This window comes from Methanosphaerula palustris E1-9c (assembly GCF_000021965.1).
GTDB classification, from domain to species: Archaea; Halobacteriota; Methanomicrobia; order Methanomicrobiales; family Methanospirillaceae; genus Methanosphaerula; species Methanosphaerula palustris.
Genome location: NC_011832.1, coordinates 2,843,420 through 2,869,562, shown reverse-complemented (window position 1 = coordinate 2,869,562; position 26,143 = coordinate 2,843,420). Strand labels below are relative to the sequence as shown.

27 protein-coding genes are annotated in these 26,143 nt (G+C 59.5%); 11 read left to right on the top strand and 16 right to left on the bottom strand.

Translation table 11 applies throughout. The annotated features are described in order from the left end of the window. Nucleotides 1-65 precede the first annotated feature (65 nt). The 9 genes from MPAL_RS13675 (at nucleotide 66) to MPAL_RS13635 (ending at nucleotide 11,968) form a co-directional block, all read left to right on the top strand. Entirely contained in the window at nucleotides 66-848 is a 783-nt protein-coding gene (locus tag MPAL_RS13675; protein WP_012619320.1) for an ATP-binding cassette domain-containing protein, read from the top strand. Further along, a complete protein-coding gene (locus tag MPAL_RS13670; protein ID WP_012619319.1) occupies nucleotides 845-1,552 on the top strand; it encodes a GTP-binding protein in 708 nt (235 codons plus the stop codon). The genes MPAL_RS13675 and MPAL_RS13670 overlap by 4 nt, the downstream gene beginning before the upstream one ends. After that, entirely contained in the window at nucleotides 1,553-2,188 is a 636-nt protein-coding gene (locus MPAL_RS13665; RefSeq protein WP_012619318.1) for a (Fe-S)-binding protein, read from the top strand. Continuing rightward, nucleotides 2,185-3,429, top strand: a complete 1,245-nt coding sequence (locus MPAL_RS13660) for a methanogenesis marker 16 metalloprotein (RefSeq protein WP_012619317.1) — start codon at nucleotides 2,185-2,187, stop codon at nucleotides 3,427-3,429. Before MPAL_RS13665 ends, MPAL_RS13660 begins: the two co-directional genes overlap by 4 nt. Continuing rightward, nucleotides 3,426-4,703: a cysteate synthase gene (locus MPAL_RS13655; protein ID WP_012619316.1), complete on the top strand. Its 1,278-nt coding sequence runs from the start codon at nucleotides 3,426-3,428 to the stop codon at nucleotides 4,701-4,703. The genes MPAL_RS13660 and MPAL_RS13655 overlap by 4 nt, the downstream gene beginning before the upstream one ends. Continuing rightward, entirely contained in the window at nucleotides 4,696-5,808 is a 1,113-nt protein-coding gene (gene comD / locus MPAL_RS13650) for a sulfopyruvate decarboxylase subunit alpha (protein ID WP_012619315.1), read from the top strand. Before MPAL_RS13655 ends, comD begins: the two co-directional genes overlap by 8 nt. Before the next feature lie 67 nt (nucleotides 5,809-5,875). Continuing rightward, nucleotides 5,876-9,277, top strand: coding sequence for a HEAT repeat domain-containing protein (locus tag MPAL_RS13645; RefSeq protein ID WP_012619314.1), 3,402 nt, complete (start codon nucleotides 5,876-5,878; stop codon nucleotides 9,275-9,277). 65 nt (nucleotides 9,278-9,342) lie between these two features. Continuing rightward, entirely contained in the window at nucleotides 9,343-10,620 is a 1,278-nt protein-coding gene (locus MPAL_RS13640; RefSeq protein WP_236610403.1) for a DNA methyltransferase, read from the top strand. Nucleotides 10,621-10,708: 88 nt separating this feature from the next. Then, entirely contained in the window at nucleotides 10,709-11,968 is a 1,260-nt protein-coding gene (locus tag MPAL_RS13635; RefSeq protein WP_012619312.1) for an amidohydrolase, read from the top strand. Nucleotides 11,969-12,008: 40 nt separating this feature from the next. Here the strand turns inward: MPAL_RS13635 and MPAL_RS13630 are convergent, their stop codons facing one another. From MPAL_RS13630 to MPAL_RS13570, 14 genes are all read right to left on the bottom strand, one after another. Beyond that, on the bottom strand, nucleotides 12,009-12,386 hold the full coding sequence (locus tag MPAL_RS13630) for a 4Fe-4S binding protein (protein ID WP_012619311.1): 378 nt from the start codon (nucleotides 12,384-12,386) through the stop codon (nucleotides 12,009-12,011). A gap of 12 nt (nucleotides 12,387-12,398) precedes the next feature. Continuing rightward, on the bottom strand, nucleotides 12,399-13,478 hold the full coding sequence (locus MPAL_RS13625) for a hydrogenase large subunit (RefSeq protein WP_012619310.1): 1,080 nt from the start codon (nucleotides 13,476-13,478) through the stop codon (nucleotides 12,399-12,401). Nucleotides 13,479-13,480: 2 nt separating this feature from the next. After that, the gene (locus MPAL_RS13620) at nucleotides 13,481-13,846 is read right to left on the bottom strand and encodes an NADH-quinone oxidoreductase subunit C (protein WP_012619309.1); all 366 of its coding nucleotides are present in this window, start codon (nucleotides 13,844-13,846) and stop codon (nucleotides 13,481-13,483) included. Continuing rightward, nucleotides 13,843-14,286, bottom strand: a complete 444-nt coding sequence (locus MPAL_RS13615) for an NADH-quinone oxidoreductase subunit B family protein (RefSeq protein WP_012619308.1) — start codon at nucleotides 14,284-14,286, stop codon at nucleotides 13,843-13,845. Before MPAL_RS13615 ends, MPAL_RS13620 begins: the two co-directional genes overlap by 4 nt. Beyond that, complete coding sequence (locus MPAL_RS13610) at nucleotides 14,283-15,140, bottom strand: respiratory chain complex I subunit 1 family protein (protein ID WP_012619307.1); 858 nt, start codon at nucleotides 15,138-15,140, stop codon at nucleotides 14,283-14,285. The genes MPAL_RS13615 and MPAL_RS13610 overlap by 4 nt, the downstream gene beginning before the upstream one ends. Continuing rightward, complete coding sequence (locus MPAL_RS13605; RefSeq protein ID WP_012619306.1) at nucleotides 15,137-16,996, bottom strand: NADH-quinone oxidoreductase subunit 5 family protein; 1,860 nt, start codon at nucleotides 16,994-16,996, stop codon at nucleotides 15,137-15,139. Before MPAL_RS13605 ends, MPAL_RS13610 begins: the two co-directional genes overlap by 4 nt. A 181-nt stretch (nucleotides 16,997-17,177) precedes the next feature. Next, a complete protein-coding gene (locus MPAL_RS16400) occupies nucleotides 17,178-17,318 on the bottom strand; it encodes a hypothetical protein (RefSeq protein ID WP_158303692.1) in 141 nt (46 codons plus the stop codon). A gap of 322 nt (nucleotides 17,319-17,640) precedes the next feature. Then, entirely contained in the window at nucleotides 17,641-17,868 is a 228-nt protein-coding gene (locus MPAL_RS13600) for a hypothetical protein (protein ID WP_012619305.1), read from the bottom strand. After that, entirely contained in the window at nucleotides 17,865-18,668 is an 804-nt protein-coding gene (locus tag MPAL_RS13595) for a HAMP domain-containing protein (protein WP_048145440.1), read from the bottom strand. Before MPAL_RS13595 ends, MPAL_RS13600 begins: the two co-directional genes overlap by 4 nt. Nucleotides 18,669-18,672: 4 nt before the next feature. Continuing rightward, complete coding sequence (locus tag MPAL_RS13590; RefSeq protein WP_012619303.1) at nucleotides 18,673-19,548, bottom strand: substrate-binding domain-containing protein; 876 nt, start codon at nucleotides 19,546-19,548, stop codon at nucleotides 18,673-18,675. 145 nt (nucleotides 19,549-19,693) lie between these two features. After that, nucleotides 19,694-19,939, bottom strand: coding sequence for a 4Fe-4S binding protein (locus tag MPAL_RS13585; protein ID WP_012619302.1), 246 nt, complete (start codon nucleotides 19,937-19,939; stop codon nucleotides 19,694-19,696). Beyond that, nucleotides 19,936-20,463 (bottom strand): 2-oxoacid:acceptor oxidoreductase family protein, encoded by a 528-nt coding sequence (locus MPAL_RS13580; protein WP_012619301.1) that lies wholly within the window; start codon nucleotides 20,461-20,463, stop codon nucleotides 19,936-19,938. The genes MPAL_RS13585 and MPAL_RS13580 overlap by 4 nt, the downstream gene beginning before the upstream one ends. Further along, entirely contained in the window at nucleotides 20,456-21,568 is a 1,113-nt protein-coding gene (locus MPAL_RS13575; protein ID WP_012619300.1) for a transketolase C-terminal domain-containing protein, read from the bottom strand. Before MPAL_RS13575 ends, MPAL_RS13580 begins: the two co-directional genes overlap by 8 nt. Next, on the bottom strand, nucleotides 21,562-22,443 hold the full coding sequence (locus tag MPAL_RS13570) for a thiamine pyrophosphate-dependent enzyme (RefSeq protein ID WP_012619299.1): 882 nt from the start codon (nucleotides 22,441-22,443) through the stop codon (nucleotides 21,562-21,564). Before MPAL_RS13570 ends, MPAL_RS13575 begins: the two co-directional genes overlap by 7 nt. Nucleotides 22,444-22,662: 219 nt before the next feature. Between MPAL_RS13570 and MPAL_RS13565 the strand changes: the two genes are divergently transcribed. Further along, nucleotides 22,663-23,190 carry a hypothetical protein gene (locus MPAL_RS13565; protein ID WP_148208252.1) on the top strand — a complete coding sequence of 176 codons (528 nt, stop codon included), beginning with the start codon at nucleotides 22,663-22,665 and terminating at the stop codon, nucleotides 23,188-23,190. Here MPAL_RS13565 and truA read toward each other — a convergent pair. Beyond that, nucleotides 23,122-23,964, bottom strand: coding sequence for a tRNA pseudouridine(38-40) synthase TruA (gene truA / locus MPAL_RS13560; protein ID WP_012619297.1), 843 nt, complete (start codon nucleotides 23,962-23,964; stop codon nucleotides 23,122-23,124). The two genes, MPAL_RS13565 and truA, sit on opposite strands and share 69 nt — an antisense overlap. Further along, entirely contained in the window at nucleotides 23,961-24,626 is a 666-nt protein-coding gene (locus MPAL_RS13555) for a PHP domain-containing protein (protein WP_012619296.1), read from the bottom strand. The genes truA and MPAL_RS13555 overlap by 4 nt, the downstream gene beginning before the upstream one ends. A gap of 43 nt (nucleotides 24,627-24,669) precedes the next feature. On the opposite strand from MPAL_RS13555, the gene MPAL_RS13550 reads away from it, so the two are divergent. After that, nucleotides 24,670-26,085 (top strand): DUF4346 domain-containing protein, encoded by a 1,416-nt coding sequence (locus tag MPAL_RS13550; RefSeq protein ID WP_012619295.1) that lies wholly within the window; start codon nucleotides 24,670-24,672, stop codon nucleotides 26,083-26,085. Nucleotides 26,086-26,143 lie beyond the last annotated feature (58 nt).

Here is a 26,143-nt window from a genome sequence, read left to right as displayed (position 1 = left end):
TTATTGGGTTATTTATTCAATTTATTCAGAGAAAGTATTTCATTCGGTATACCCAGAAGACTGGTATGGATGCATATGCAATCAGGGATATCACCCTCCTCCCGGGCGTCAGCCGGGACGGGAAACGGGAGACCTTCGATGCGATCGTTATCCGCCCTGGAGACACGATCTCGATCGTGGGCCCGACCGGGTCAGGGAAGACTGCATTGATCAACGATATCGAGGTCTTTGCCCAGCAGGACACCGCGACCAGAAGGAGTGTACTGGTGAACGGGGCTCTGCCCCCTGATGTCCTGGTCAGGGATCCTGCAAGTAAGCCGATCGCTCTGATCACCCAGCACACCAAGTGCCTGGCCGACCTATCAGTTCAGGACTTTCTGATCATGCATCTGCAGGCCAGGAAGTGTACAGACCCGGCAAGGATCGAGGAGACGATTGCCCAGGCCAACCAGTTCACCGGCGAGGCGATCACCGGGACGATGCGTATGACGGCCCTCTCCGGGGGGCAGACACGGTCACTGATGGTGGCCGATGCGATCGTAATCAGCGATACCCCGTTGATCCTGCTCGACGAGATCGAGAACGCTGGGATCTTCAAGGACCGGGTGATTGCCTCGTTGAAAGAACATAAGCGTGCCGTGATCTTCGTCACCCACGACCCCTATGTCTCTCTTCTCTCAGACCGCCGGATCGTGATGCAACGTGGGGCCGTCGTGAAGGTGATCGAGTCAGACGGATCGGAGGAGGCTGCGCTCGCTACGGTTGCAGGGATCAATACCCTTCTCTATTCCCTCCGCGAGCGGATCCGGGCCGGCGAGCAGATCACGGACGGGGTGGAGATCAAATGAAGCTGATCGCGATCGCCGGCCCCCCGAGCGCCGGTAAGACCGCCGTGGCCAGGCAGGTGATCCGGCAATTGCAGGGAGAGCATCGGATCGCCTATCTCAAGGTCGACGTGGTTCGAGCTTTTGAGGATCAGGAACTGAAGCAGGAGTTCTCGATCCCGACCAGGATCGTCTACTCTGGCGACCTCTGCCCTGATCACACCGGGATCATGGTCCTGATGGACGGACTCTCCTGGGCGGAGAAGCAGGGGGCTGATCTGTTGATCTATGAGAGTGCTGGCCTCTGCCTCCGGTGTACTCCCTTCACGACACAGGCCCTCGGGGTCGTGGTGGTCAGCGCCGTCAGCGGCTCCAACACTCCGCTGAAGATGGCGCCGATGATCGCCCTCGCCGATATCGCGGTGGTGACCAGGGTAGACCTGGTCTCGCAGGCAGAGAAGGAGGTCTTTCGGGAGTGTATCCTGGAGGTGAGCCCGGGTGTTGATATCATCGAGACCAATGCTGTGCAGGGGACCGGTCTCCGGTACCTGATCGAGCGGGTCGCACAGGCAGAAGAGGTTACCGATCCCGCGACGATCGTACTCCGTGGCAGTCCCCCGCTTGGGGTCTGCACCATCTGTGTCGGCAAGAAGGAGATCGGCTGGCAGCACCACTTTGGGGTGCTCAGACAGCTCGATAACGCCGACCACCTCTTCCGGGGTGACTGAATGGTCGGCTGGGTTCCCCCAGGGAGGGACTGCGGGGCCTGCGGTGCGGCGGGCTGCGATAGTTTTGTCGCTCTGGTTGAAGAGGGAAGCAAGGAGATGCAGAACTGCCCGTTCTACCGGGAGGAGGGGACGGTGGACCCGCAGATCAGGGGGGTCGCCTCGCCGTATACGGGCAAGGATGTCCATGGGGCCGTGTACGACTTTGTGCTGGCCCCTCTGCCCGGGGAGATCTCGGCACGAAAGGGGATCGTTCCGTTCCGAGCTGACCTGGTCGAACGATGGGGGATCCAAGAGGGGGATATCGTGACCGGCCGACCTGCCGGTCCGGGCTGTCCGGTATATCATGGCCTGCGGGTCATCTCGGCCAACCCCGTGACCGGCCTGCTGGTCTGCCACACCGTCGGGCCGATGGTGGCACGGGAGGCCGGTCTGAATGTGCACGATGTGCAGGCCTATCATGTGGCCTCCTTTGAAGGGGTTGCCGAGATCTTCGCGGCTCCGCCGGTGCTGGGACGGAGGCAGCGGTTTCTGCCCGGCTCGTGCATGATCAACCTCTCGCATACTGCCGTGGTGAACATGGTGATGCAGAAGTCATTCGGACTCCATATCCGGCTTGAGGATATCAGGATATTATGAAGACGATCGATGAGATCAATCAAAAGATCCGGGAGGGGACGGCGGTTGTGCTGACAGCAGACGAGCTGAAGGCCCGGATCAGAGAGGGGGAGACGGTCACCCCCGAGAAGGTGGATGTCGTCACCACCGGGACCTTCGGGGTGATGTCAGGGACGATGGCGGTCCTCTCGTTTTCGGTGGCGAAGCCGGGAACATTCCAGAAGGCCGAGCAGGTGCTGTTGAACGGGGTGCCAGCCTACCCCGGCCCCTGTCCGAACGAGCGGAACGGGATCCTGGATCTGGTGGTCTATGGGACCGCCCACCGCGACCACCGGTACGGCGGCGGCCACCTCTTCCGGGATATCGTCGCAGGCCATGTGATCGCGGTCGAGGTTGTTGCAGGAGAGCAGACTCTGGAGACGATGATCACCCTGAACCAGATGGGATTGGCCCGGATCATTGCAACACGGATGGCGTTTCGGAACTACCATGCGATGATCAACCGGTCGGTCGACCCGATCCAGACGATCTTCTCAGTGACTGGTCTCGCTGGCCCGTGCACCGAGGTCTCGGTCAGTGGTTGCGGAGAGATCAACCCGCTCGAGAACGATCCCGAGCGACGGTTCATCGGCACCGGGACCAGGGTGTTGCTGAACGGCGGAACCGGGTACGTGATCGGCGAGGGAACCCGCTCCAGCCAGGAGAAACCGAACCTCTCGGTCTATGGAGACATGAAGGGGATGAACCCCCAGATGATGGGGGGTTTCATCACCTCAGTCGGACCCGAGTGCCTGACCTCTCTCGCAGCTCCGATCCCGGTGCTCGACCAGGCGGCGCTCGACCCGTTGCTGGTCCTCGATGCAGAAGTCAATCTGCCGATCGCAGGGATCAACGATCGGACAGGATGCGCAGCCTCGAAGTACAGCGAGGTCTGGCAGGGAACCGATCATCGGATCCAGAACGATCCGTCCGGCTGTGTTCACTGCGAGACCTGCCGGGCGGCTACTCTCTGCCCGACCGGGGCGATCAGTCCGGGCGCGGTGATCGATCGGGACCGGTGTGTGAACTGCGGAACCTGCGTGCAGGTCTGCCCTGGACCAGCCTTCTCCGGGATCCTCGGTGCAATCACTTATGAGGGAAGGCAGGTGCCGATCACCCTCCGCCAGTCGGATCGGATCCGCGGCACACGTCTCTGTGCCGAGCTCAAGGAGCGGATCCGGGTCGGCACCTTCAGTCTCACCAGGAAGGTCGATTCACTATGAGTGGAGATTACCAGCTCAGGTGCCCGACCTGTGGACTGAGGATCACGGATCGCTACTCCTCGTTCTGTCCGGCCGGCCACCCCGGGCTCCTGGTGACGGATTACCCGGAGAGAACTCTCTCCCTCAGTGGCCAGCCCGGGATCTTCCGGTATGAGTCATGGTTGCCGGTCAGGGGCCGGCTTCCGTTCACCGGGGGGACCGTTACCTACCAGAGCGACGGCCTGGCAGAGGAACTCGGGCTTGCGCACCTCTTCATCGGGTTCAACGGCTATTGGCCTGAACGGGGGGCCGATCTCGTCACCTGCTCGTTCAAGGAGCTCGAAGCGGTCCCGTCGATGCTGCGTGCGACCGAACGAACAGCGGGGATCCTGGTCGTCGCCTCAGCAGGGAACACGGCCCGGGCGTTCTGTCAGGTCTCGGCCCTGACCGGTATCCCGGTCGTGATCGTGGTCCCGCAATCAGCCCTTCCTCGGCTCTGGACCACCGAGCCTGCTCCAGCGGCGCTGGTGATCGGGGTCGATGGCGACTATGCCGATGCGATCGCGTACAGCACGGCGCTGGCAGCCGTCGACCCCCGGCTGATCGTTGAGGGAGGCGCCCGGAACGTGGCTCGCCGGGATGGGATGGGGACGGTGATGCTCGATGGGGCGGTGACGATCGGACGTATCCCCGACCATTATGTCCAGGCAGTCGGATCCGGGACCGGGGGTGTCGCCGCGTACGAGGCAGCCTCCCGGCTGATCCGGGACGGGCGGTTCGGTGGACGGCTCCCGATCCTTCACCTCGCTCAGAACCTGCCATTCGTTCCGATGGTGGCGGCCTGGGAGGAACATACCCGCGATCTTCAGGTCGGCCCGGGGACACCATACACCGAGGAGGCAGAACAATGGGTCTCTGCCCCGGTGCTGACCAACCGGACGCCACCGTACGGGGTCCCTGGCGGGACCTATGATGCCCTTGAGGCCACCGGCGGGGAGATGTATGCGATCAGCAACGGTCTGGCCAGGGCTGCCGGCACACTCTTCACCGACTGCGAGGGAATAGACCTCGATCCGGCCGCAGCGGTCGCAACAGCCTCGCTGATCCAGGCGATCGAGATGGGAACCATAGAACCCGGATCAAGGGTGCTGCTGAACATCACCGGTGGCGGGTACGACCGTGTCGTTGAGGATCATACTCTGGTTCCGACTCCGGCCGGATACCGGGTCCCTGCCGGCAACCCTGACGATGAAATCAGAAGAGATGTAATCACCTGGGTGAATGACCATGCATGAAACGGACCTGATCTCCATCCTCTCTGAACAGAAGATCGACCTTGCTGCGACCCTCCCCTGCGACCGGACAAAGGATCTCTGCTCACTGCTCACCGCTCATATCCCTGAGATCCCGGTGAACCGGGAGGAGGACGGGGTCGGTGTCTGCGCCGGTGCTGCCCTTGGGGGTTCCCGGCCGGCACTGGTGATCCAGAGTTCTGGCCTCGGTAACTCGCTCAATGCCCTGATGTCACTGACGATGACCTACCGCCTCCCGCTCCCGATCATCGCCAGCTGGCGCGGGTTTTATCACGAGGCGATTCCGGCGCAGGTCCCATTCAATCGGCCGCTTCCGGCGGTGCTGGATGCGCTTGGGATCCCGTACCAGATCATCAGGGAGGCCGGCGAACTTGGCCTGGTCAACCAGGTGATCCAGGAGGCGTTTGAAGATCATACTCCTTCGGTCGCCCTGATCTCCCCGAAGGTCTGGGAGGGGGGTGGCGAATGTGCGACCTCTGGACCCTTTCCGTCACGGGGACGAACCTCAGCGATCTGCTACCAGCGCAAGATCCGAGAGCCGGTGATGACCCGGTCGGATGCGATCGGGGTGATCAGCGGGGCGCTGACCGACCAGGCGGTCGTGGCCAACATCGGGATGCCGAGCAAGGAACTCTATGTGCACCATGACCGTCCGCAAAATTTCTACATGCTCGGCAGTTACACTCAGGCCACCCCGGTCGGATTCGGTCTGGCCTCGGTCACCGATCGGGATGTCTGGGTGATCGATGGGGATGGAAGTATGCTCGGGACAGGGATCCTCCCGGCCGTCGGGGCAGCCCATCCTCCAAACCTCCGGATTTTCTGCCTGGACAACGGGGCGTTTGGCTCGACCGGTAACCAGCCGACCTATGCGGCGACCGGGGTGGACATCGAACTGATGGCCAGGGCTGCAGGTATCATTTCGACTGTCAAGGTCCAGGGTCCCGAGGAACTGGCTGCGGTCTGCAGCGATCAGGTTGATGGCCCTCTCTTCGTCCATGTGCTGATCAGACCGGGAAACACCCAGGTACCGAACATCCCACTCTCACCGGAAGCGATCAGGGATCGGTTCATCGGAGCTCTCTGAGCCCTTTAACTAAACTTATAAACACTTTCTCCTCCTTCTTTTGATCACGAATCCGGTGGACAGATAGATGTGGCTGCATGATCTCTTCAGGCCCAACCTCGGCAAGCTGGCCGAACGACAGGACGTCAGCGGGCTGATTGCGGCCCTCTCTCATCGGGATCCAATAGTACAGCGGCAGGCCAGTACCATTCTCCGTTCGATGGGAAGGATCAGCGTTCCACTGCTGCTCGATACTCTCCAGCATGGAAACGCTGAGCTTCAGCAGCGAGTGTCTGCGGTGCTCAAGGAGATCCCCAACCTCCCGGTGGAGACCCTGATCACTGCCCTCGGTGATGACACCGGCCATACCTTTCCCGGCGTCGCGACGTTGATCGCAACGATGGGCGATCAGGTAGTGCTACCCCTGATGGGAGCGCTGAACAGTGAGTATGAGGAGATCCGGAAGGGGGCTATCGTTGCGCTCGGGATGATGGGTGAACCGGCCAGGCCGCAGTTGCTGGCTGCCCTGATGCACCCATCGTACCGGATCCGATACGGGGCGGCGCTGGCCCTCGATCGGACTGGGTGGGTGCCACAGGATGAGCGGGAGAAGTTTCGGTACCTGTTTGCGACTGGCCAGTGGTCGGAACTGGTGAAGAAACGCAAGGCCGTGGTCCTCCCGCTGCTGGCCGCTCTGGAAGACAGTCATTATGCGGTGAGACGGGATGTCGCTCTGGCCCTCGGTTCGATTGGGGATCTTCGGGCTATCGATCCCCTTCGACGGCTGCTGATCACTGATCCCGAGGAGACGGTCCGTGCAGGAGCTGCCGAGGCGCTCGGTCTCCTCGTCGACGACCAGGCGATCCCGGCGCTTCGGGCTGCGATCAATGACCATGCGCACAGTGTCAGAATGGCGGCAGCTCAGGCCCTGGCTAGGATCAACTGGGTTCCTGATGACGAACAGGAGCAGTTGACCCTGTTGGTGGCTACAGAGCAATGGTCCCAGTTGATAAGGCATGGGCCTGCTGCGATTCCGGTGTTGATCACGGCCCTCGGCGATGAATATTATGGGATCCGGACCGGTAGCGCCGAGGCCCTCTGGAGAATCGGCGATCCTGCCGTGAAATCTCTGATCCGGGCCCTCCACGACCAGAACCCAGCCATTCGGGCCGGATCTACCGGTGTGCTGATGCGGCTCGGTGCCTTTCCCAGGGAACAGTCTGCACCGACCTATATCGAACAGATCAGGCCCAACATCACTCCCCCACTGCATATCAGACGGGAGGTCTATCCGGATATCTCATGGACCGAGGACATTTCAGCATCCGGGTTGACACCCACACCCTGTGAGCCCGATCCTGTCGAGGACGATCTGGCCCTCCTCCTCTCCCCGACCGGGACGCAGTCGCCAGAGGAGATGATGACGGCAGAGCCGGCGGTGGGAGGATCCATTGAATTTACCCGGGATATTGAGGATGGACCATCCCTTCCCTTATCAGATGATCTGGAGGATGCGGACCAGATCCTCGCTGGGCTGGATGATTCTCTGCCCCCGATCGATCTCTCCTCTCTCCAATCGACGACGATGACTATTGAGGCACCACCATTCTGGGATCTCCCAGTTGAGGATGATCTGGCGACCCCAGAACCTCTCTCTTCCTGGCTGGATTCAGATGACCTGATCATCCCACAGATGGATGACGGGACACCTTCCATCACCCCCTCTTCGGTCCTTCCAGTTGTGGGTGGTCCAGGATTGGAGACTGCCGGCTCCATGGATAATGAAGCGTCCGGCTGGGCTCCGGTCCAGGAGTCGGCCTTCCTCTCCCTGATGGAGACACTCCAGCGGAATTCTCCTGATGATGAAGAACGATCCCAGCTGATCTCCTCGTACCTTGCCGATCAACATGGAGTTCTCTCCAGTGACCAGCCCTCGGTGATTGTCAGCGCCGTCGGTCCAGGCCTCTCCGCAGAGGACGATGCGGTCAGGATGGTGGCTGCTGAGGTGCTCGGACAGATCGGGATCGAATCGGTGCCTCTGCTGCTCAAGGCGCTTCAGGATCCATACTACCAGGTCAGGGTCACAGCTGCCGACGCTCTCGGTCAGATCCGGGATCAGCGAGCTCTCTCTCCGCTGGTCAACCTGCTGATCGAGGACGAGGATGAGGAGGTCAGGAGTCAGGCGGCTCATGCCCTTGGAGAGCTCCGGAACCCTGCTACAACCGAGGTTCTGGTCCGGGCATTGCATGATCAGTACCCGGTGGTCAGAGGGGCCGCGGCCAGGGCCTTGGGCATGATTGGAAATCGGCAGGGGATCGGCCCCCTCGTGGCCCTCTTCGAGTCCGGTGATCGTGCTACGGCAGAGGATGTGATCTGGGCCCTGAGGACGCTCGGGGCTGATCAGGATCTTGCCATGCAGGCCTCAGACACTGCAGATGAGAGACGACAAAAGGATGCTAAGATGTTGCTGGCCCGCCTTCATGAAGAAGAAACAACCCTCTCCCCTCTCCCTCCCAGGCAGTTTCATGCCGTGCTGTCAGGGGAGGTCTCTCCTATTCATGAGATCACGATTCCTCAGGAAGGCCCTCCCCCGATTGAGGTCACCCAATTGAACCCAACCCCTCGGTCAGTTCCACCGCTCCCTGAACCTATCGACGAGTCTGGAGGGCTGGAATCCGGTACAGTTCCTTCCGAGGATCCTGATTTTGTTCTACTGATCGAGGCCTCTGTGCATGAAGAGGCCCGGGTTCGGAAGAAGGTCGCTCATGCCCTTGCCAAGAGCCATGACCCTCGGGCTGGGGACCTGCTCAGAACGCTGCTGACTGATGAGGATGAGGACGTTCGGGCATCTGCATCCGCGTCACTCGGGTTGCTCGGAGACCAGGCTGCGGTGCCGGACCTGATCACTGCACTCGAGGATCAGAGCGACGAGGTCGTCATGCGGGCAGCCCGGTCGCTCGGTGAAATTCAGGACCCTGCTGCTGCTGCACCATTGATCCAGTTGCTGGATGCCGACGACTATGGGGTCAGACAGGTCGCTGGGGAGGCTCTGACAGCACTCGGTTCAGGGGCCACCGAGGCGCTGGTGGAAGCCCTCAACGATCCGGAGAAGGAGATCCGCGCCGGCTCTGCAGAGAGCCTCGCGGCTGCCGGTTGGACACCTACAGATACCGTCCAGGAGGTAGGATACCTGATCGCAGAGGAGCGGTGGTCTGAAATCGGCCGTTTTGGTGAGGATGCCCTCCCTCCTCTCGCCCAGTTTATCAACGATCCAGATCCTGAGATCCGGCTCGGGGTGGTCAGTGCTCTTGCCAAGATCGGTGGGCCTTCTGCTGCGGTTCTCCTCGAACATGCCGCTGCCGACTCATCGTACCTGGTTCGAAAGCGGGCAGGGCTGCTCCTTCGGGAGGAGAGCGCGACCGAACAGTCTGAGCAACCAGAGCAACTTGAACTTGAGGAACCGGTTCCGGAGATCCAGGAAGAGGAGTGATCTGGTGCACGCCTCTGGCCATGCTGCTTTGATGCTGGATTATAACTCTCCGGCCCCAATACCTGATGATGGAAGGCCCGGCATTGACTGAGAGGACTGCGTCTCCTGATATGGTCAGGGCGTTTCTCGGACTCTTCGCGCTGGCCGATGAGAGCACTGCCGGTGCGCTTTCTCCGATAACCCGGTGCGAGATGATCAGCGTCGACGGGGAGTCTGTCCCTCACTATATCAATGAGTTCTGGACCTCCCGTCAGCGACAGGCCTCCACCCTCCATGAACTCTCGTACCGGGCCTGCTTCAAACCGCAGCTCCCGGGCTTCTTTATCAGGCTGCTGACCCGCGAGGGAGAGACGGTCTATGACCCGTTCAGCGGCCGGGGTACCACGGCGATCGAAGCCGGTCTCCTGGGGAGGCAGGTGATCGCGAACGATATCAACCCGCTCTCGGCGATCCTGACCGCCCCCCGGTTCACCCTTCCTCAAGAGGGAGAGGTGGCAGAGCGGCTGGATCAGGTTCCTGAAGGGAAGGTGGGTGCGGACCTGGACCTCTCGATGTTCTACCATCCAGAGACCGAGGCTACGCTTGTCGCCCTCCGGCGGTACCTGATCGACCGGTACCAGTCAGGTGATGAGGATCAGGTCGACCGGTGGATCCGGATGGTCGCGACCAACCGGTTGACCGGCCACTCGAAGAACTTTTTCTCGGTGTACACGCTCCCGCCTAACCAGGCGGTCTCGCAAGAGAGCCAGTGCCGAATCAATACCAAGCGCGGACAGGTCCCCCCCTATAAAGACGTCCATGTGATCATCGAGCGGAAGTCCAGGCAGTTGCTGAGCGGGGTTTCGTCAGATGAACGGGCCGGCCTTGCATCGGTCGGGGCTGGGGCCTCGTTTCTGACTGGGGACGCACGGGAGACCCCGACGATCCGGTCCGGGTCGGTGGCCCTGACCGTCACCTCCCCTCCGTTTCTGGACATCGTCCAGTACGCCCGTGACAACTGGCTCCGCTGCTGGTTCAATGATCTCGATGCCCAGGCGATCGGCAGGGGTATCACGATGGCACGGACGGTGGAGGGGTGGTCGTCGGTGATGGGTGAGGTTTTTGACGAGCTGTACCGGGTCACCCGGTCGGGCGGATGGGTGGCCTTCGAGGTCGGAGAGGTCCGGCGGGGAACAATCTCTCTCGACCAGCACGTGGTCCCGCTCGGCAGGGCCGCCGGCTTCTCCTGTGAGGGGATCGTCGTCAACACCCAGCAGTTCACCAAGACCTCGCAGATCTGGGGTGTGGCCAACAATGCCTGCGGGACCAACACCAACCGGATCGTCCTCTTCTATAAACCTTGATTTTTCAATTCCTGCTTTTCTAGGAGGCGACGGATCGTCTGCCGTTATTATTAATAACGGCAACGGGAGAGTAGAGTAGAGGTGAATATTGAAGACTGCACGCCGTGACTTGGTGGACCTGGTGATCGAACGTGAGTACCTGTCCCTCCTCTCCCTGTACCGAACGCTCCACCAGCACCCGGAACTCTCTGAGATGGAGGAGCAGACCGCGAAGACTCTTTCAGCCTCTCTGGAGGCCACTGGGTATCAGGTCATCACCGGGATTGGTGGGTTTGGGATCGCCGGGGTGTTCGACGCCGGTCCGGGCAGGACTGTGCTGGTCAGGGCTGACATGGATGCCCTCCCGGTTCTGGAGGAGACTGGTCTCCCCTATGCCAGCACCGAGATCACCACCGACTGGAACGGCCGGCAGGTGCCGGTGATGCATGCCTGCGGGCATGACCTGCATATGACGATTCTCGCCGGCGTCGCGAGGGTGATGGTCACCCTGCAGGGCCGGTGGACTGGCCGACTTATCTTGGTCGGTCAACCTTCAGAGGAGCGGGTATCTGGAGCTGCGGCGATGGTCAGGGACGGGCTGTACACCATGATCGGCAGGCCGGACGCCCTCCTCGCCCTCCATGTGGCAGCCGATTACCCGGTCGGCACCGTCATCTACACCGAGGGGGTCTCCTCGGCAGGGGCCGAGTCGCTCGACCTGAAGATCTTCGGTGTCGGGGGGCACGCAGCTCATCCTGACCTGACGATCGATCCGGTCGTGATCGCTGCAGAGACGATCCTCCTTCTTCAGACCGTCGTCTCCCGTGAGATCGATCCACAGGCCTTCGCCGTGCTGACCGTCTCGTCGGTCCATGGGGGTTCTAAGCATAACGCGATCCCAGCAGAGGTCGACCTGACCCTGAACTTCAGGTACTTCTCGCCCGAGGTCCGGGATCACCTGATCCGAGCGATCGAACGGATCGTCGCCGCCGTCGCCCGCGGTGCTGGTGTCCCGGAGGACCACCTCCCGGTGCTGACCCTGCTCGATGAGTCGGCCCCGCCGATGGTCTGCAACCCGGCGCTAACCAACAGAGTGATAGCGGCCATCCGGGAGGTGGTCGGTGAGGAGCAGGTGATCGCCGTCCCGCCGTCTTCCGGCAGTGAGGACTTCGGAGCATTCGGGGTGGTCGACCCCCCGATTCCGATCTGTTATTTCCGGGTAGGCAGTGTCGGCCCGAATAGTCCTCAGCCCCCGGCCTTTCTGCACAGCGGCAGATTTTCACCCGATGCAGAGGGTGTGATCAAGAACGGTATCCGGGCGATGAGTGCGGCTCTCCTCTCCCTGCTCGAAAAAGATCAAGAATTATAGAAAGATACTATCCAAAAATCGGGTGGGAACAGCCAGGGGATCAACCCTCTGCCTTCTCGGTCTCTGGTTCGGTCTCAACCACGGCTGGTCTGAAGAGTTCCTTGACCCCCTCAGTGACAGGCGGCAGGTAAGTGTTCTCCATCGTCAGGCAGTGAGCAGGGCAGATCTCCACGCAGGAGTTGCAGACCACGCACCGGAATCGGTCGATCTCCCAGGTCTTCCCTTTTCTGTCCACACTGATCGCCTGCGTCGGGCATCGGCGGGAGCAGAGCCCGCACCATTTGCACGAGTCGACATCGATCGTCAGGTGTCCACGGGAGAGGTCGGACTTCTTTGCGGGTCGTGCTGGGTAGTTCAGCGTCGCCGGCTTCTTGAGGAGTGTTGCCGTTACGGTCTTTGCAAATGTGAAGAGTCCCATAATATCACCAGATTACCGCTCTGCGCAGCCGATGCAGGGGTCGATCGAGAGGACGATGATCGGCACATCGGCCAGTTCGCACCCTTTGAGCATCTCGACCAGCGGCGGGATGTTCGTGAAGCTCGGGGTCCTGACCCGGAACCTGACCAGGTTCTTCTTTCCATTTCCCTTCACATAGTGGACCACCTCGCCACGCGGCTGTTCGGTCCGTGAGAAGAACTCCCCGTCAGGGCTGCCGGTCACCTTCACATCGACCGGACCGTCAGGAATCTTGTCGACAGCTTGCTCGATCAGATCGATCGAGGTGAAGAGTTCGTTGGCCCTGACCAAACACCTGCCCAGGCAATCGCCACTGGACTCGGTCACTGGCTTGAACGAGAGTTCGTCGTAGGCCGCGTACCCGAGCATCCGCATATCGATGTTCAATCCGCTTCCCCGTCCGACTGGCCCGACGGCCCCGAGCAGGTAGGCCTGATCCTGTGGCAGGACCCCCACGTTCCTGAGCCGGTGACCGACCGAGTCGTCATGTGAGAAGACCTTGGTCAGGTCTCGCAGTTCATGCTTGATCCCGTTGAGTCCCTTTGCCATCTCCTTCAGTTTCTGGTTGGAGACATCCTTTCTGACCCCGCCGACTTTGCAGACCCCCTGGATCACACGTCCGCCGGTTGTCGCCTCCATGTCGTCGAGGATATGTTCGCGGAGCTTCCAGGCGTTCATGAAGAGGGACTCAAACCCCATCCCGTCTGCAAAGAGGCCGAGCCAGAGCAGGTGCGAGTGAAGACGGGAGTACTCGGACCAGATCGTCCGGAGGTATCGAGCCCGATCTGGAACCTCAACCCCCATGACCTGCTCGATCGCCTGTGAGTAGGTGAGGCTGTGAATGAACGAGCAGATCCCACAGATCCGTTCTGCGATGTACACCATGTCCGGGTACTCCCGCTTCTCGACCAGTTTCTCAAGACCGCGGTGGACATACCCTATCGAGGGGATCGCCTCGATCACGCGCTCGTCCTCCAGCACCAGGTCTAGATGGATCGGCTCGGGGAGGACCGGATGCTGCGGCCCGAATGGGATGATTGTTCTTTTTGACATGATTATTCGTCCTTTTTCTGGATGGTTATGCCGAATGGGTGGGCGATCGACGTCGTATAGAGCGTTCCTCCAAAGTCGATGTTCATACCGGTGACAGTGATCCCGTACAGGTCATGGATCTCGTTCTCGTAGATGAATGCACCTGGATAACTGCTGCTGATACTGGCCAGTTCGGTCCCCGGGGCGATGACTATCCGCATGTTTACGAAGTGATAGTCCTTATCGAACGAGTAGTTGATCTCATATGCTTCACCGGTGTTCGTGCACCCGATTTGCACCAGCCGGTAACCTTGATCGAGCATCTCCTTCACTCGTTTCTGCAGCGTTGGGACCTCGATCACCTCGGTGGTCTGTTCTTCAGTCTTCATGCACTCTTCCCTCTGGCAGCGAGCTGCCGCTGTTTCTCTTCAAGGATCGAAAGACTCTTGACGACACTGTCGATGATCTGTTCAGGCCGGACCGGGCAGCCGGGCAGGTAAACATCCACCGGGATCACCTTGTCGATCCCACCGATGATGTTGTAGCACTCGCGGAAGACCCCGCCACTGGTGGCGCAGACTCCAAGGGCGATGACGACCTTGGGTTCAGGCATCTGGTCGTAGATGTTCTTGATCACTGCTCTGTTCTGTTCGTTGACCCCCCCGGTGACGAGGAAGATGTCGGCGTGCTTGGGGTTGCCAGTGTTGATGATTCCGAACCGTTCGAGGTCGTACATCGGTGTCAGGCAGGCCAGTACCTCGATATCACAGCCATTGCAGCTGGAGGCGTCGTAGTGGATGATCCAGGGTGACTTCTTCATATAGGTCATATCAGGGCCCTCCAGTAGAGCAGACCGAGGTTGATCAGTCCGAAGACTGCGGTCACCTGCCAGATACTCTTCAGGGCCCAGGCCCACTTCACCCGTGCGAAGGTATTGTCGATGAAGATCTCTATGAAATACAGGATGATCATCGCCACCACCCCGATCAGCGGGTTGAACGCAAAGAACAGGTAGCCCATCCCGACCAGCAGGATGTTCTCGTACCAGTGGGCGATCTCGACCATCCCGAGCGTCGACCCTGAGAACTCGGTGGTGACACCCTTCACGATCTCCTGATGGGCGTGGTGCGAGGTCGAGATATCGAACGGTGACTTCCGAAGTTTCATCGTCAGGATATAGGCAAACCCAATGAAGACCCCAGGCAGGTACAGGATCAGCGGTACCGCGGTGGTGGCCAGGGCACTGACATAGAAACTGTGCACGACCATGTACATCCCGACGGCGACCAGGATTACCATCGGCTCGTAGGCCATGACCTGGACCAGCTCACGCTCGGCTCCAATGAATGCGTACGGCGATGCAGCTGCATACGCCCCGAGGATGAGGAAGACATGCGCCAGGGTCAGGGCGAAGATCACCAGCAGCAGGTCCCCTCCTGCAAAGAAGAGGGCCCCGCTGAAGGCGATGAAGATCAGGTAACTGAACACATAGAAGTTCTGTGAGGTATGGACCACCGCGTGCTCCTTCTCAAAGAGTTTCAGCACGTCGTAGAACGGCTGCACCACCGGCGGGCCCATCCGCCCCTGCATCCGTGCGGTGATCTTCCGATCGACCCCTGCCAGCAGCCCGCCGAGGGCCGGGGCGATCAGCAGAAAGATCACAGCGTAGAGGACTGAGGTCATAACAGCACCCCCGTGTAGACGGCACCGGCCATTAGCACGATTAACCCGGTGCAGAGGACCACGCCGACTTTCATCAGTTTTGTCTCACCAAAAAGGTTCTTCAAGTAGTAGTTGTGCATGGTTGCCGGCTTATACACGCCAAATGTCCCCTTAAACTGCATATCTGCGTTGGTGGCTCGTCCGCCCATGTATGGAGTTAGGTGATGTTGGTCCTTTCCGTAGTACCGCATCGAGAGCGGCAGGAGCAGGATCATGAAGAGCATCAACAGCATGATGATCACATTGTCCTGTCCAAGCTGGGTGACCTTTCCATAGGCTGCGAGCACATATGGCTCGATCAGCACCGAGGAGATGAGCGGGAAAAGCAGACAGACCCCGACGGTCAGCACCGTCAGGGTGTACAGTACTCCGATCTCCTCTCTGCCGACGCCCCCCTCCTGGTTCTTCTGGGGAGTGGGGACGGCGATCAGTTTGCCCATCCATTTGGTCCAGAAGAAGAGCGTCACTGCCGACCCGAAGGCGACGATCGCGACCAGGATCAGGCCGAACTGCACATCGATGAACGCACGGAGTGTTGCCCACTTGCTGATCAACATCCCGAACGGGGCTAGGAACATCCCGGCGATTCCGACCATCATCATCGTGGCCACCCGTGGCATCCGGGCGATCAGCCCCTCCATGTCCTCGATGTCCCGGGATCCAATCTGGTGTTCGACGGTCCCGACCGAAAGGAAGAGGAGCGACTTGGAGATCGCATGGAATATGATCAACAGAATCGCTGCCCAGACTGCTTCGTAGGTCCCGATACCGCCACAGGCCACCACCAGTCCGAGGTTTGCGATCGTCGAATAGGCGAGCACCTTCTTGGCGTTGGACTGGGAGATGGCGATCCCAGAGGCGAGCAGGAACGTGAACCCGCCGACCAGGGCGAGCATCAGCCCTGGAAGGGAACCCTGCAGGATCGGGGCCATCTTGATGATGATATAGACCCCTGCCTTGACCATCGTCGAGGAGTGGAGCAGGGCCGAGACAGGCGTCGGTGCGACCATTGCCCCAACCAGCCAGGACGAGAACGGCAGTTGGGCGGACTTAGTCAGTCCGGCAAAGCAGATCAGCACCGCCGGGATCAGGGCCACGGCCTGGCCGGCCCCGACCAGTCGGTCGAGCTCGATAATACCGCCTGCTGCCGGCATGGCTGCCAGGTATAGGAGCGCTGCAGCGAACCCGAGACCACCAAGGAGGTTCATCCACAGGGCCCGGAACGAGTTTTTTATCGCCTCTTCGGTCTGGGTGTATCCGATCAGCACGAACGAACAGAGCGTCGTCACTTCCCAGAAGAAATAGACCCAGACGAGGTTGTTCGAGAAGACAAGTCCGAACATCGCCGAGAGGAATGCGAAGAGGACGAAGAAAAACATCCTTCTTCTGTCGGTCACCTCTGGGTGATGTTCATGGAAGACCTGCATGTACCGGATCGAGTAGACACAGATCAGGGACCCGATGATCCCGATGATCAGCGCCATGATCAGGGTGAAATCGTCGACGAACAGGTTATGGATCGCTGTCAGGTGCTCTGCATAGGTGGTCTCAAAGTAGATCATCATCGCAGACTGTATAAGGATTAGAGCCACGGCCAGGTAATTTTTGTACCGTACCCCCATGTACAGGATGAAGAGAGCCATCAGCATCTCGATCACGAACATGATCTGACCAGCCGGCTCTGAAGCGAACGTCGAGAATATAGCGCCCTGTGCGAACGAGGTCACAACCAGGTAGACCGAGGCAACGCCGATCACCAGCGCTCCGATGCGTACGAGCAGGTGCTTGAGTGCGTGCTCAGGCAGTGCGTACATCATCAATGCGATGATCAACGGAAAGAGTATCAGGAATAATAGCAGCTCCACGTGAACCCACTCTACTTCCTATTTGTATTTATCATTATTAATCATAACACATCGGTGTCATGCTGGCTGATCGGTGACCGGAAAATATTTTAACAGTTCCTCTCCTGGAAGAGATATACTACCAGCATCCTGTCTATTCTGTGACCCCTTTGAGGAGGCTATTCTCTCTCCTTCCCTTCACTGGTATGCGCGATCGGATCTTCATCCGGTCGCGCCGGGGCATCTGTTGCTGATCCCGTTCCGGAATTTCTCCATGTACTTCGATCTCACTCACCCTGAGGAGTAGTCTGGCCAGGTCTGTTCATGATGCATGCGAAGGGGATACATTGACCGGACTGTCACCCCTGACAGTTACATCATCGGGGCGAACATCGGCTAGGACATGATTCCCAGCCACTGGGATGACAGCGGGGTCAAAAAGGCAGGGGCCGGCGATTGATCCTGAGGTAGGAGGTCGCGGATCTCCCGGTCTCTGTGGTGCCCGGATTCGGGGGACCCTCCCCGGTCATGAGGGGGTTCCCTTGGTGTGTGACCTGGACTGTTGAAAAGAGGCCGGGTCTCTGAGCGAAGAGTTGGGGGAGATGATTCTGGTGAGTTCAGTTCTTCAGTGAGAGCAGGTTCTTTCTCACCTTCTCGGCGGTGGTCTCGCTGAGGATCAGTTTGATTCCGATGAACGTCCAGTTGGCCAGGTCCTCGAGATCGCGTGACGTCAGCCGGGAGGATTCCTTCTTCAGGTGGTAGGTGCATTGCCTCTTCAGAAACTTCGGCGCCGAGGGGCCGAGTTCGGCTGCCAGTACGGCGAGAACCTGTTGCTCCAGGGTCATGCCTCCTCCTCGTTCATCATACTCATCGCCTCCATCATCTTGTAGGCATTGATCATCCTGGTGAACGAGTCGGCGAGGTTCTCGATCTCGTCCCCTGTTTTTATCTCGATCTTATTTTCCAAATCTCCACGGCTGACCCTGTCTGCGGTTTCGGTCAGGCTGGTGATCGGGCCAGTCAGATGGCGGGCCATCACGATCGCCATCAGCAGTGAGAGGATGAGGACGAGTCCTAGTCCCATGACGATCATCTGGACCGTGGCCGCTCCGTAGGCCGCAGAGGCATCGATGGCGGTGCTGACCTGTCGATCGGTCGCTCCGACGAAGGTGGCTATCCTAGTGTTCAGAGCCACAACCATGGCGTCGAGCGCGTTCATCCGATCCCTGATCTGTTGGTCACGGTCTGGATCATCGCCGGCTGCGATCGAGAGGGTCTGGTGGGAACTGTCGAGCACCTGCTGTTCCAGGTCTCTGGTATCGCTCAGGTCTGCGATCATCTTGGGATCGGTGAGGGAGGCGTTCAGGGCGAGCCGGCTCTTCACCATCTGTAGTTCGCCCTCGTTGATCATCTGGTTGCCCATCCCGGTCTCCCCCTGCAGATAGAGGAATGTTCCGGTCTGGACGTCCCTGGCTGCATTCTGGTAGGCGATCGCCTGTTGGTTGATGGTCAGGTCGGTGCTGATCCGCTTGTCGAGCGCGTTCATCCCGGTGACATTGGCACTGATGATCACCCCTGCGATCAGGAAGACCACGGCGAGCACCGAGAACGAGAGCATCAGTTTGTACTGTATCTTCATCTTCATCACCTCATTCGATCGGGACCAGTCCCTCTGCTTTCATCGTCGCCGTGCTGGTGCCTGAGAAGAGTTCGCTGATCACCTGCAGGACGGCAGGGGATGGACTGCCATCGGTGATCAGGTAGAGGGGATCTGCTGTTCCGGTTTTAACCCAGCCCTTCCCCTCATTTCCTTCAATCGTTAGACTCTTCACCTGGGGAGTGAGTGCCGACCCGTGAATACAGGCGATCCCGTCAGGGTCTGCCGCAACTGCTCGAACGGCTGATACTGTGGAAATTGCGGTTGAATGAGTGCAGTTCACCCCGGTGATGCCCTGAATTAGGCACTGGATGTCGGGTGTTTCATTGGCGTCCTGGTATGAGTGGAGGGGTCCGGCAGATCCGGTGTCGAGTGCGTTCCATTCGGTTATTGTTCCATTTGAGAAGATCCTGGCGAGATCGTCTTTGCTGATGGAGGTGATTGGGTTAGCTGGATGGACGATCACTGTCAGGGGGTCGTAGCCTATCAGGGTCAGGTGGAGATTCTTTCCCTGTATCCTTGCCTGTGCGTATTCTCTGCTGGTTGGGGTCCGGTTTGTCAGGGCGATGGTGGCTTTCTCGCCGACCAGGTCCATGATTCCCTGATCGCTGGAGGTGTTCTTCACCATCAGAGTCAGCCCCGGATATTGCCTAGCTGCACTGAGGCCGGCTTCCGAGAGGACAGAAGAGAGCGCCGGTGCTCCGCTGGTCGTCAGTGCGATGGGTTGCGTCGTCTCCACGGATGTCGAGGTGGCCAGACATCCTGCAGCAGAGAGAAGTCCGATGAGGCAGAGCAGCAGAGTTGTCATCACCAGGAATTCGGGGTGCCGTCTCTTTTTGTTGATCCAACTGAAAGTAGGTCTGTTCATTATAACCCTCTACCCAGATCTCGGTGGAGGGTGCATATAGTATTGTTGTATATAATATATATTGAATTATAAATCTATATATTTAACATTTTGGCAGAGGCTGGATCTGGTCTTCGATCGTATGATTAAAAAAGAGGGTGGGAGATTAACGCTCTTCGCGTTCCATCGTTATTGCTTTTTTCGGGCATTCATTGGCGCAGACGCCGCAGCCCTTGCAGAATTCCAGGTCTATCGTCAGGTCCTCGCTGATCACCCCGTCTGGACAGTACATCCCGCAGAGCCCGCAGGTGTTACATCTCTCCTTGTCGACGACTGGACGGAAGACCCGCCATGATCCGGTCTTTCCCGCGGCCCCCTCTCCGGGGGTGCTCAATGCTAGCCGTTCTCTCATACCGTCACCTCTGCATAGGCCTGCTCTGCTGCCTTCACATTCCGCTCATCAGTGAACGTCCCGCGGATCGCCTTCCTGGCGGACTCCTGTGAGACGATCCCCAACTTTGCCAGGGCACCGAGCACCGGCGTGTTCAGGATCGGTGACCCCGCGACTACCAGTCCGAGCGAGAGGGCGATCCCGGTAAGGTCTACATGATGAGTGGTGTGACCATCCATCGTCACGGCATGGGCGCTGTTGATCAGCACCGTCCCGTCTGGTTTGATCCCGTTGAGCACATCGATCACGTCCATCACACTGCTGTCAAGCACCACGACCAGGTCAGGAGACCTGATCTGGCTGTACACCTTGATCGGCTCATCACTGATCCGGACGAACGAGACCACCGGTGCTCCCCGCCGCTCTGCCCCATAGAACGGGGCTGCAGTTGCATACTTGTGGTCATTGAACGCCGCCTGGGCCAGAAGTTTGGCTGCAGTCACGCCACCCTGTCCACCCCGTGAGTGGATCCGAATTTCAAACATCTGGCGTCACCCCAAACCAGAATTCAGTCCCTATTTTCCTGGACCTGACAAACTCTGCGATGTCATCATAGGTGACCTCCTGGCCACCGAGGCCGGCGATCACACTGTAGAGATCCGTCCTGCAGGTCGATCGGATTGCATGGGCCAGCACCCCGCCGAATCCGAATGAGTAGTCGCGGTCGATCACCACGACCTCCCGGCCGGCAAGGTCAAGCTTCGGGAACGGTCTGAACCAGCGGAGACGCATCCCCCCTGCCCTGATCCCCTCATCTCTGAGGATATCGATCGCCATTTCGGCCTCCTTACCGAGTGTTCCCATCGAGATGAGGACCACATCCGCGTCTTCACACCGGTACTCCTCGGTCTGCCCATACTGCCTGCCAAACCGGCTGGCGAAATCGGACTCTACATCAGCGATCACCTTCACCGCGTCGCGCATCGATCGTTCGATGTCCCATCTGAACTTGAAATACTGGTCAGGACCCGTCATCGGACCGTAGCCGACCGGGTGGGTGGTATCGATTCGATGCGGTAGATCGATCGGCGGGATGAAGTCCCCGAGCTTGACCGTCTTGAGCGACTGCGTGATGTGGCTGAGCGAAAACCCGTCCAAGTTCACCATCACGGGTAGCAGCACGTCATGGTGCTCTGCTATCCGGAAGGCCATCAGCGTCGCATCGTAGGCCTCCTGCACAGTGGCCACATAGACCTGCAGCCAGCCGGTGTCCCGCTGTGAGAAGGCGTCCGAGTGCTCCGCCCAGGTGTTCCATCCCGGGCCGAGCGCACGGTTCACATTTGCCATCACGATCGGGAGGCGCGAAGCCGCCGCCCAGTGGAGCATCTCGTGCATGTAGAGCAGCCCGTGTGAACTGGTCGCCGTGAAGGTCCGGGCACCGGTGACCGAGGCCCCTATGCAGGCTGCCATCGCAGAATGTTCGCTCTCGACTGGAATGTACTGGCTTCTCATCGAACCGTCGGTCACGTAGTTCGCGATCTGTTCGACGATCTCGGTCTGCGGTGTGATCGGATACGCAGCCACGACATCAGGCTGGGCCTCACGAGCCGCTGAGGCCACTGCTTTGTTGCCGGTTGCTATCGTCAGCATAGTCCTTCCTCCTCATTACGGAGGCGCCGCTGGTTTCGTTCAAGCGTGAGTTGCATCTCCCTGATAGCCTCCACCGAGATACCCTTGAACCTGCCCTGGGCAGAGAGATATTCCTCAAGGGGGAGCGGTTTCTTCATCGCGGCCTTGGAGATACCATTGATCGTCAGTTTTCCTGCTTCCCGCTCGTACAGCATCCAGACCCCGGTCCTGACGGCCAGTTTTCCGAGTTCGACCGTCTTCTCTGTGGGGTACCGCCATCCTGGGGGGCATGGAGCGAGGATATGGATGAACTTCGGCCCCTGTATCGAGAGCGCCTTCTTCACCTTTTTATATAGATCCTGGGGATAGGCGCTGCATGCGGTCGCCATATAGGGCGGTTCGTGGGCAGCGACGATCCGGTCGATATCCTTCTTGGTCTCGAGCTTTCCGCCGGGGGTCGTCGTGGTCCTGGCCCCTATCGGGGTCGCCCCTGACCGCTGCATCCCGGTGTTGCCGTATGCTTCGTTATCGTAGCAGATATAGAGAAAGTTTGTCCCACGCTCCAGGGCCCCTGATAGTGCCTGGATCCCGATATCCACCGTTCCGCCGTCGCCGGCATAGGCGATCACATTGGTCTTTTTGCCTGTGGCTGAAAAGGCCGTGCTCATCCCTGAAGCGCACGCAGCGGCCGCTGCAAACGCTACATTGTAAACCGGGACGTTCATCGCCGTGGTCGGGTAGATCCCCTGCAGCACGCTCGTACAGCATGCGGGGACCACCAGCACCGTGTCCGGGCCTGCGGCCTTCAGGACATAACGGAGGCAGAGGGTAGAACTGCACCCTGCACAGGCAGAGGTGCATTTCTTCAGGTACTCCTCTTTCGGTAGTTCACTCATGTAGGTCACTGGTAGTATATATCTATCATCTTTTATAATGATAATTACCGTCACATAACCTTAATACGGCGCTCACGACACTACTGATTATAGAGAGGCATGGGAATGGACGATCAGGATATGATCTTTGAGATTGATGAAAAGATAGAGGCCGAGAGCGCAACAAAATCCACCGAGGGCCCATCAACAGGACCTTCTTCTCCTCAGATAACTCCCTCCATGGAACCAGTCTCTGCCCGCCCCCCTCCTCCTTCTGTCCCGGCTCCCCAGAAGAGGAGTGTACGATCTCGCTGGGGATGGTACCTGGGTCTCTCCCTGATCGGCCTTGTGTTGATCACCCTGATCGTCGCCTTCATCTCGATCGGGATCACGATCGGTGGGTCGGAACAGGCAGCACACTATCCGTATACTGTCACCTATGACGTGACCTTCCCGAACTCCAACCCAGTGCAGATCGGTAATATCCTGATCGTTGCGATTCCGTATGCCGACCATGTTAGCCTCTCGGTCGACAAGGTTCCTTATGACATCAAGGTCGGGGAGCAGAAGGAGATCACGCAGAAACAGGCCGCGGTGACGATACTTGGCTATCCGCTCCTTTCGTTCTCCTTCAAGCTCGATGCGACGTACAACGGCCTTGTTGACAGTGATGCTAGTTTCTCCCTTGGAGTCCGGACCTCAGAGCAGGTCCCGTCCGCTATCATCGCCCGGCTCCTTCCCCCGTCGGTCAACGCCACTCCGGTCTAGGAGGCCAATGATCCGTTCCCGGACCATCGCCTCCCGCCTGGCCGAACCAATCCAGTCCCTGCTCCGTGGGTCGGGTTCAGTCGGGGTGAAGGTGACCCCACAGTCCACGTCCCAGAGCACCAATCCATCAGCCGGGGCTGCCGGCGGGTTTCTTCTGCATTTCCCAGAGAGGAGCCGCTCCATCAGTTCTGGCTCCCGTTCGTGGGTTCCGATCAGGAGGAGCGCCGCCGCCATGCACCTGACCATGTGCCAGAGATAGGTGTGGGCGGTCACTTCAAAGACCGGTATCCCTCTGTCCTGGAAAACCCGGGCCGACTTGACGGTCCGGATCGGGCTCTTCTCCCTCACCCGTGCGAGTCGTGAGAAGTCGTGAGTCCCGATCAGGGCCGCTGCGGCCTGATCCATCGCTCTGATATCGAGGGGCCAGTCGGCAAAGAAGTAGCGGTATGTGCGTGATATGGCATCGAAGCGCGGGTGGAACGAGGGAGGCACTTCGGCGAACCCGTTACACCATAGGTCGGGTGAGAGCTGCCCGTTGAGCGCCTCCACCGCCCGCTCGGGGAACGGTGTTGAGAAGGCACCGACCTGGCCCCGGGCGTGCACACCCCGGTCGGTCCTGCCAGCCAGGGCGAACCCTGCCTTGCAAGGATCATCGAAGAGCTGGACCCGCTGACAGGCGGTGATAAGCTCCCCCTCAACCGTCCGGTAGGCAGGTTGGAGCTGGGACCCCCGGAACTGGTTCCCGTCGTACGAGAGCTGGAATGCCAGCCTCATCGGTGGACATGGCGCCGGACACGCCGCCAGGTACTTTTGATCGATTGCCGGGTATAGGTCCGCAGTGGGGTCATTCTTCCACCGGGCACGGTCTTTCCGGCCCGAATCGCTTCGAGGATAGATTCGACGGTCCTCTCAGCATCGATGGTTGTCCTTCCAAACCCGACGTACCGGGCATGATGAGCGTCTGAACCACCAACAGCTGGCTTGTGAACCCTGCGTGCCCCGCGTGCGGCCTTTCTGTTCGCCTGCCCGACGATGTACCGGCTATTGAAGACCTCGATCGCGTCGACCGCCTCAAGAGCGGACTTCACTTTCAGCCCGACGGCATGCCTCCAGATGTGGAACGGATGGGGCAGGATCGTCACAGCACCCTGGGCGTTGGCGAGTCGTATTGTCTCGATCACGTCGAGGCTGGGCGGGATCACGCTGGTCCCTCCGAGTACGAGCAGGTGCCCCTGTGCTGTCGAGACTTCGATCCCGGGGATTACAAGCACACGACTTTTGATTTTAGCCGCGTACCAGGCCCCGTCCATCGTATCATGATCAGTGATTGCAATTGCATCCAGCCCGACCTTCTCTGCCTGAAGCAGGATCTCCTCGACGCTCGACTCGCCGTCGCGTGAGTGGTTGGTATGGATATGCAGGTCACAGTTGAGCATCAAACAGTACTATTTTTTATCCTTCTCACTATTAAGGAGACGTATGCCTGTTCTTCTACCGACCGGTGCAGCGACCTATCAACTCGTCAGTGAGGCTGCCACAGGGTTTGATGCTGAGGTGGTCGTGACTGGGGAGATCGCCTCGTTTCTGACTCCACTACAGCTCCTCTCCCTGCTCAAAGAGCGACAGTACGATCTCGTGATCGTATCAGGGATGTGTACCGCGTCCTTTGTTCAGGTTGAGCAGGAGACCGGGGTGCCGGTCTTCCGTGGTCCAAGGCATGCTGCCGACCTCCCCCTGATCCTCTCCAGACTCGGCTCACTTGAACTTTCGCGGACGCTTCCTGCTGATGAACTGATCCGACTTCAACGCCAGGAGGAGGCCGGCAGAAAACTGGCTGGACTGGAGCGGTCGGCCATTCCAGACCTGCTGATCCGGAGGGTGAAGATCGGTGGCGGCTCGCGGATGAAAGTGCTGGCCGAGGTGATGGACGCCCCCCGGCAGCCTGACCTGGCAGCCGTGGTCACCGACCTCTTCTCCCGTGGTGCTGACATCGTCGACCTGGGATTCGGGTTCGATGCGACCCCGGAGGATGTTCGCCGGTGCTTTTCAGCGGTCGAGTCGATCGAGGGGCCACTGGCCGTGGACTCGCAGGACCCTGCGTTAATTAGAGCCGCTCTCTTCCGGGCTGACCTGGTCCTCTCGCTCCACGAGGAGAACATTCCGCTGGTCGGTGCAGAGGTGGCGTCCGCCGGTGTCGCGGCTGTGGTGGTACCACGCTATCAGTCCCTGGTCGAGAACCTGGCCCTCGCCGAAGAGGCCGGGATTGTCTCGCTGATCGCGGATCCTCTCCTCCAGCCAGTCGGGTCAGGGCTGGTCCGGTCGCTCCGGGAGTTCCCGGAGGAACCAGGGTATCCGCTTTTCTTCGGCGCAGGGAACGTCACCGAGCTGATCGATGCCGACTCTGTTGGGGTACAGGCCCTGCTGGCCGGGATGGCGCTTGAGGTTCACGCTGCTCTGGTCTTTGCCAGTGAACACTCGGACAAGACGCATGGGGCTGTCGAGGAGATGCGGCGGGCCACTGAGATGATGATGCTGGTCCGGTGCCGGCCCTATCCCAAGGACGTCGGCCTCGATCTGTTGGTGATCAAGGAGAAGCGGCGGCGGCGGGAGCCCCCACTCGCCTACCAGCAGCGGATCGAGGTGTCACCCCTCGCCGCGGATCTCACCTATGATCCGGCCGGGAACTTCAGGATCGGAATCGAGGACGGCCAGATCGTGGCCGTACACAACGGGACCGCCTTTGTTGGTTCTCATTGGGAGGAGGTCTTTGCTGAGATTCAGGCAGAGGGTCTGGTCTCCCTCCTCGACCATGCCGCCTATCTCGGAAAGGAGCTGTACAAGGCCGAACTGGCGCTCAGCTTCGGACGGTCGTTTGAACAGGACGGTCCCTTCTGACATCAGGCAGTATTGTTTTGTTGAAAACCTGATCGTTGATAATATCTGGATTCTTCGA

What these genes read in the sequence shown, in the direction of transcription:
- MPAL_RS13675 (WP_012619320.1), top strand. Translation starts at nt 66, where the DNA reads ATGGATGCATATGCAATCAGGGATATCACCCTCCTCCCGGGCGTCAGC.
- MPAL_RS13670 (WP_012619319.1), top strand. Translation starts at nt 845, where the DNA reads ATGAAGCTGATCGCGATCGCCGGCCCCCCGAGCGCCGGTAAGACCGCC.
- MPAL_RS13665 (WP_012619318.1), top strand. Translation starts at nt 1,553, where the DNA reads ATGGTCGGCTGGGTTCCCCCAGGGAGGGACTGCGGGGCCTGCGGTGCG.
- MPAL_RS13660 (WP_012619317.1), top strand. Translation starts at nt 2,185, where the DNA reads ATGAAGACGATCGATGAGATCAATCAAAAGATCCGGGAGGGGACGGCG.
- MPAL_RS13655 (WP_012619316.1), top strand. Translation starts at nt 3,426, where the DNA reads ATGAGTGGAGATTACCAGCTCAGGTGCCCGACCTGTGGACTGAGGATC.
- comD (WP_012619315.1), top strand. Translation starts at nt 4,696, where the DNA reads ATGCATGAAACGGACCTGATCTCCATCCTCTCTGAACAGAAGATCGAC.
- MPAL_RS13645 (WP_012619314.1), top strand. Translation starts at nt 5,876, where the DNA reads ATGTGGCTGCATGATCTCTTCAGGCCCAACCTCGGCAAGCTGGCCGAA.
- MPAL_RS13640 (WP_236610403.1), top strand. Translation starts at nt 9,343, where the DNA reads ATGATGGAAGGCCCGGCATTGACTGAGAGGACTGCGTCTCCTGATATG.
- MPAL_RS13630 (WP_012619311.1), bottom strand. Translation starts at nt 12,386, where the DNA reads ATGGGACTCTTCACATTTGCAAAGACCGTAACGGCAACACTCCTCAAG.
- MPAL_RS13625 (WP_012619310.1), bottom strand. Translation starts at nt 13,478, where the DNA reads ATGTCAAAAAGAACAATCATCCCATTCGGGCCGCAGCATCCGGTCCTC.
- MPAL_RS13620 (WP_012619309.1), bottom strand. Translation starts at nt 13,846, where the DNA reads ATGAAGACTGAAGAACAGACCACCGAGGTGATCGAGGTCCCAACGCTG.
- MPAL_RS13615 (WP_012619308.1), bottom strand. Translation starts at nt 14,286, where the DNA reads ATGACCTATATGAAGAAGTCACCCTGGATCATCCACTACGACGCCTCC.
- MPAL_RS13610 (WP_012619307.1), bottom strand. Translation starts at nt 15,140, where the DNA reads ATGACCTCAGTCCTCTACGCTGTGATCTTTCTGCTGATCGCCCCGGCC.
- MPAL_RS13605 (WP_012619306.1), bottom strand. Translation starts at nt 16,996, where the DNA reads ATGATGTACGCACTGCCTGAGCACGCACTCAAGCACCTGCTCGTACGC.
- MPAL_RS13600 (WP_012619305.1), bottom strand. Translation starts at nt 17,868, where the DNA reads ATGACCCTGGAGCAACAGGTTCTCGCCGTACTGGCAGCCGAACTCGGC.
- MPAL_RS13595 (WP_048145440.1), bottom strand. Translation starts at nt 18,668, where the DNA reads ATGAAGATGAAGATACAGTACAAACTGATGCTCTCGTTCTCGGTGCTC.
- MPAL_RS13590 (WP_012619303.1), bottom strand. Translation starts at nt 19,548, where the DNA reads ATGAACAGACCTACTTTCAGTTGGATCAACAAAAAGAGACGGCACCCC.
- MPAL_RS13585 (WP_012619302.1), bottom strand. Translation starts at nt 19,939, where the DNA reads ATGAGAGAACGGCTAGCATTGAGCACCCCCGGAGAGGGGGCCGCGGGA.
- MPAL_RS13580 (WP_012619301.1), bottom strand. Translation starts at nt 20,463, where the DNA reads ATGTTTGAAATTCGGATCCACTCACGGGGTGGACAGGGTGGCGTGACT.
- MPAL_RS13575 (WP_012619300.1), bottom strand. Translation starts at nt 21,568, where the DNA reads ATGCTGACGATAGCAACCGGCAACAAAGCAGTGGCCTCAGCGGCTCGT.
- MPAL_RS13570 (WP_012619299.1), bottom strand. Translation starts at nt 22,443, where the DNA reads ATGAGTGAACTACCGAAAGAGGAGTACCTGAAGAAATGCACCTCTGCC.
- MPAL_RS13565 (WP_148208252.1), top strand. Translation starts at nt 22,663, where the DNA reads ATGGAACCAGTCTCTGCCCGCCCCCCTCCTCCTTCTGTCCCGGCTCCC.
- truA (WP_012619297.1), bottom strand. Translation starts at nt 23,964, where the DNA reads ATGAGGCTGGCATTCCAGCTCTCGTACGACGGGAACCAGTTCCGGGGG.
- MPAL_RS13555 (WP_012619296.1), bottom strand. Translation starts at nt 24,626, where the DNA reads ATGCTCAACTGTGACCTGCATATCCATACCAACCACTCACGCGACGGC.
- MPAL_RS13550 (WP_012619295.1), top strand. Translation starts at nt 24,670, where the DNA reads ATGCCTGTTCTTCTACCGACCGGTGCAGCGACCTATCAACTCGTCAGT.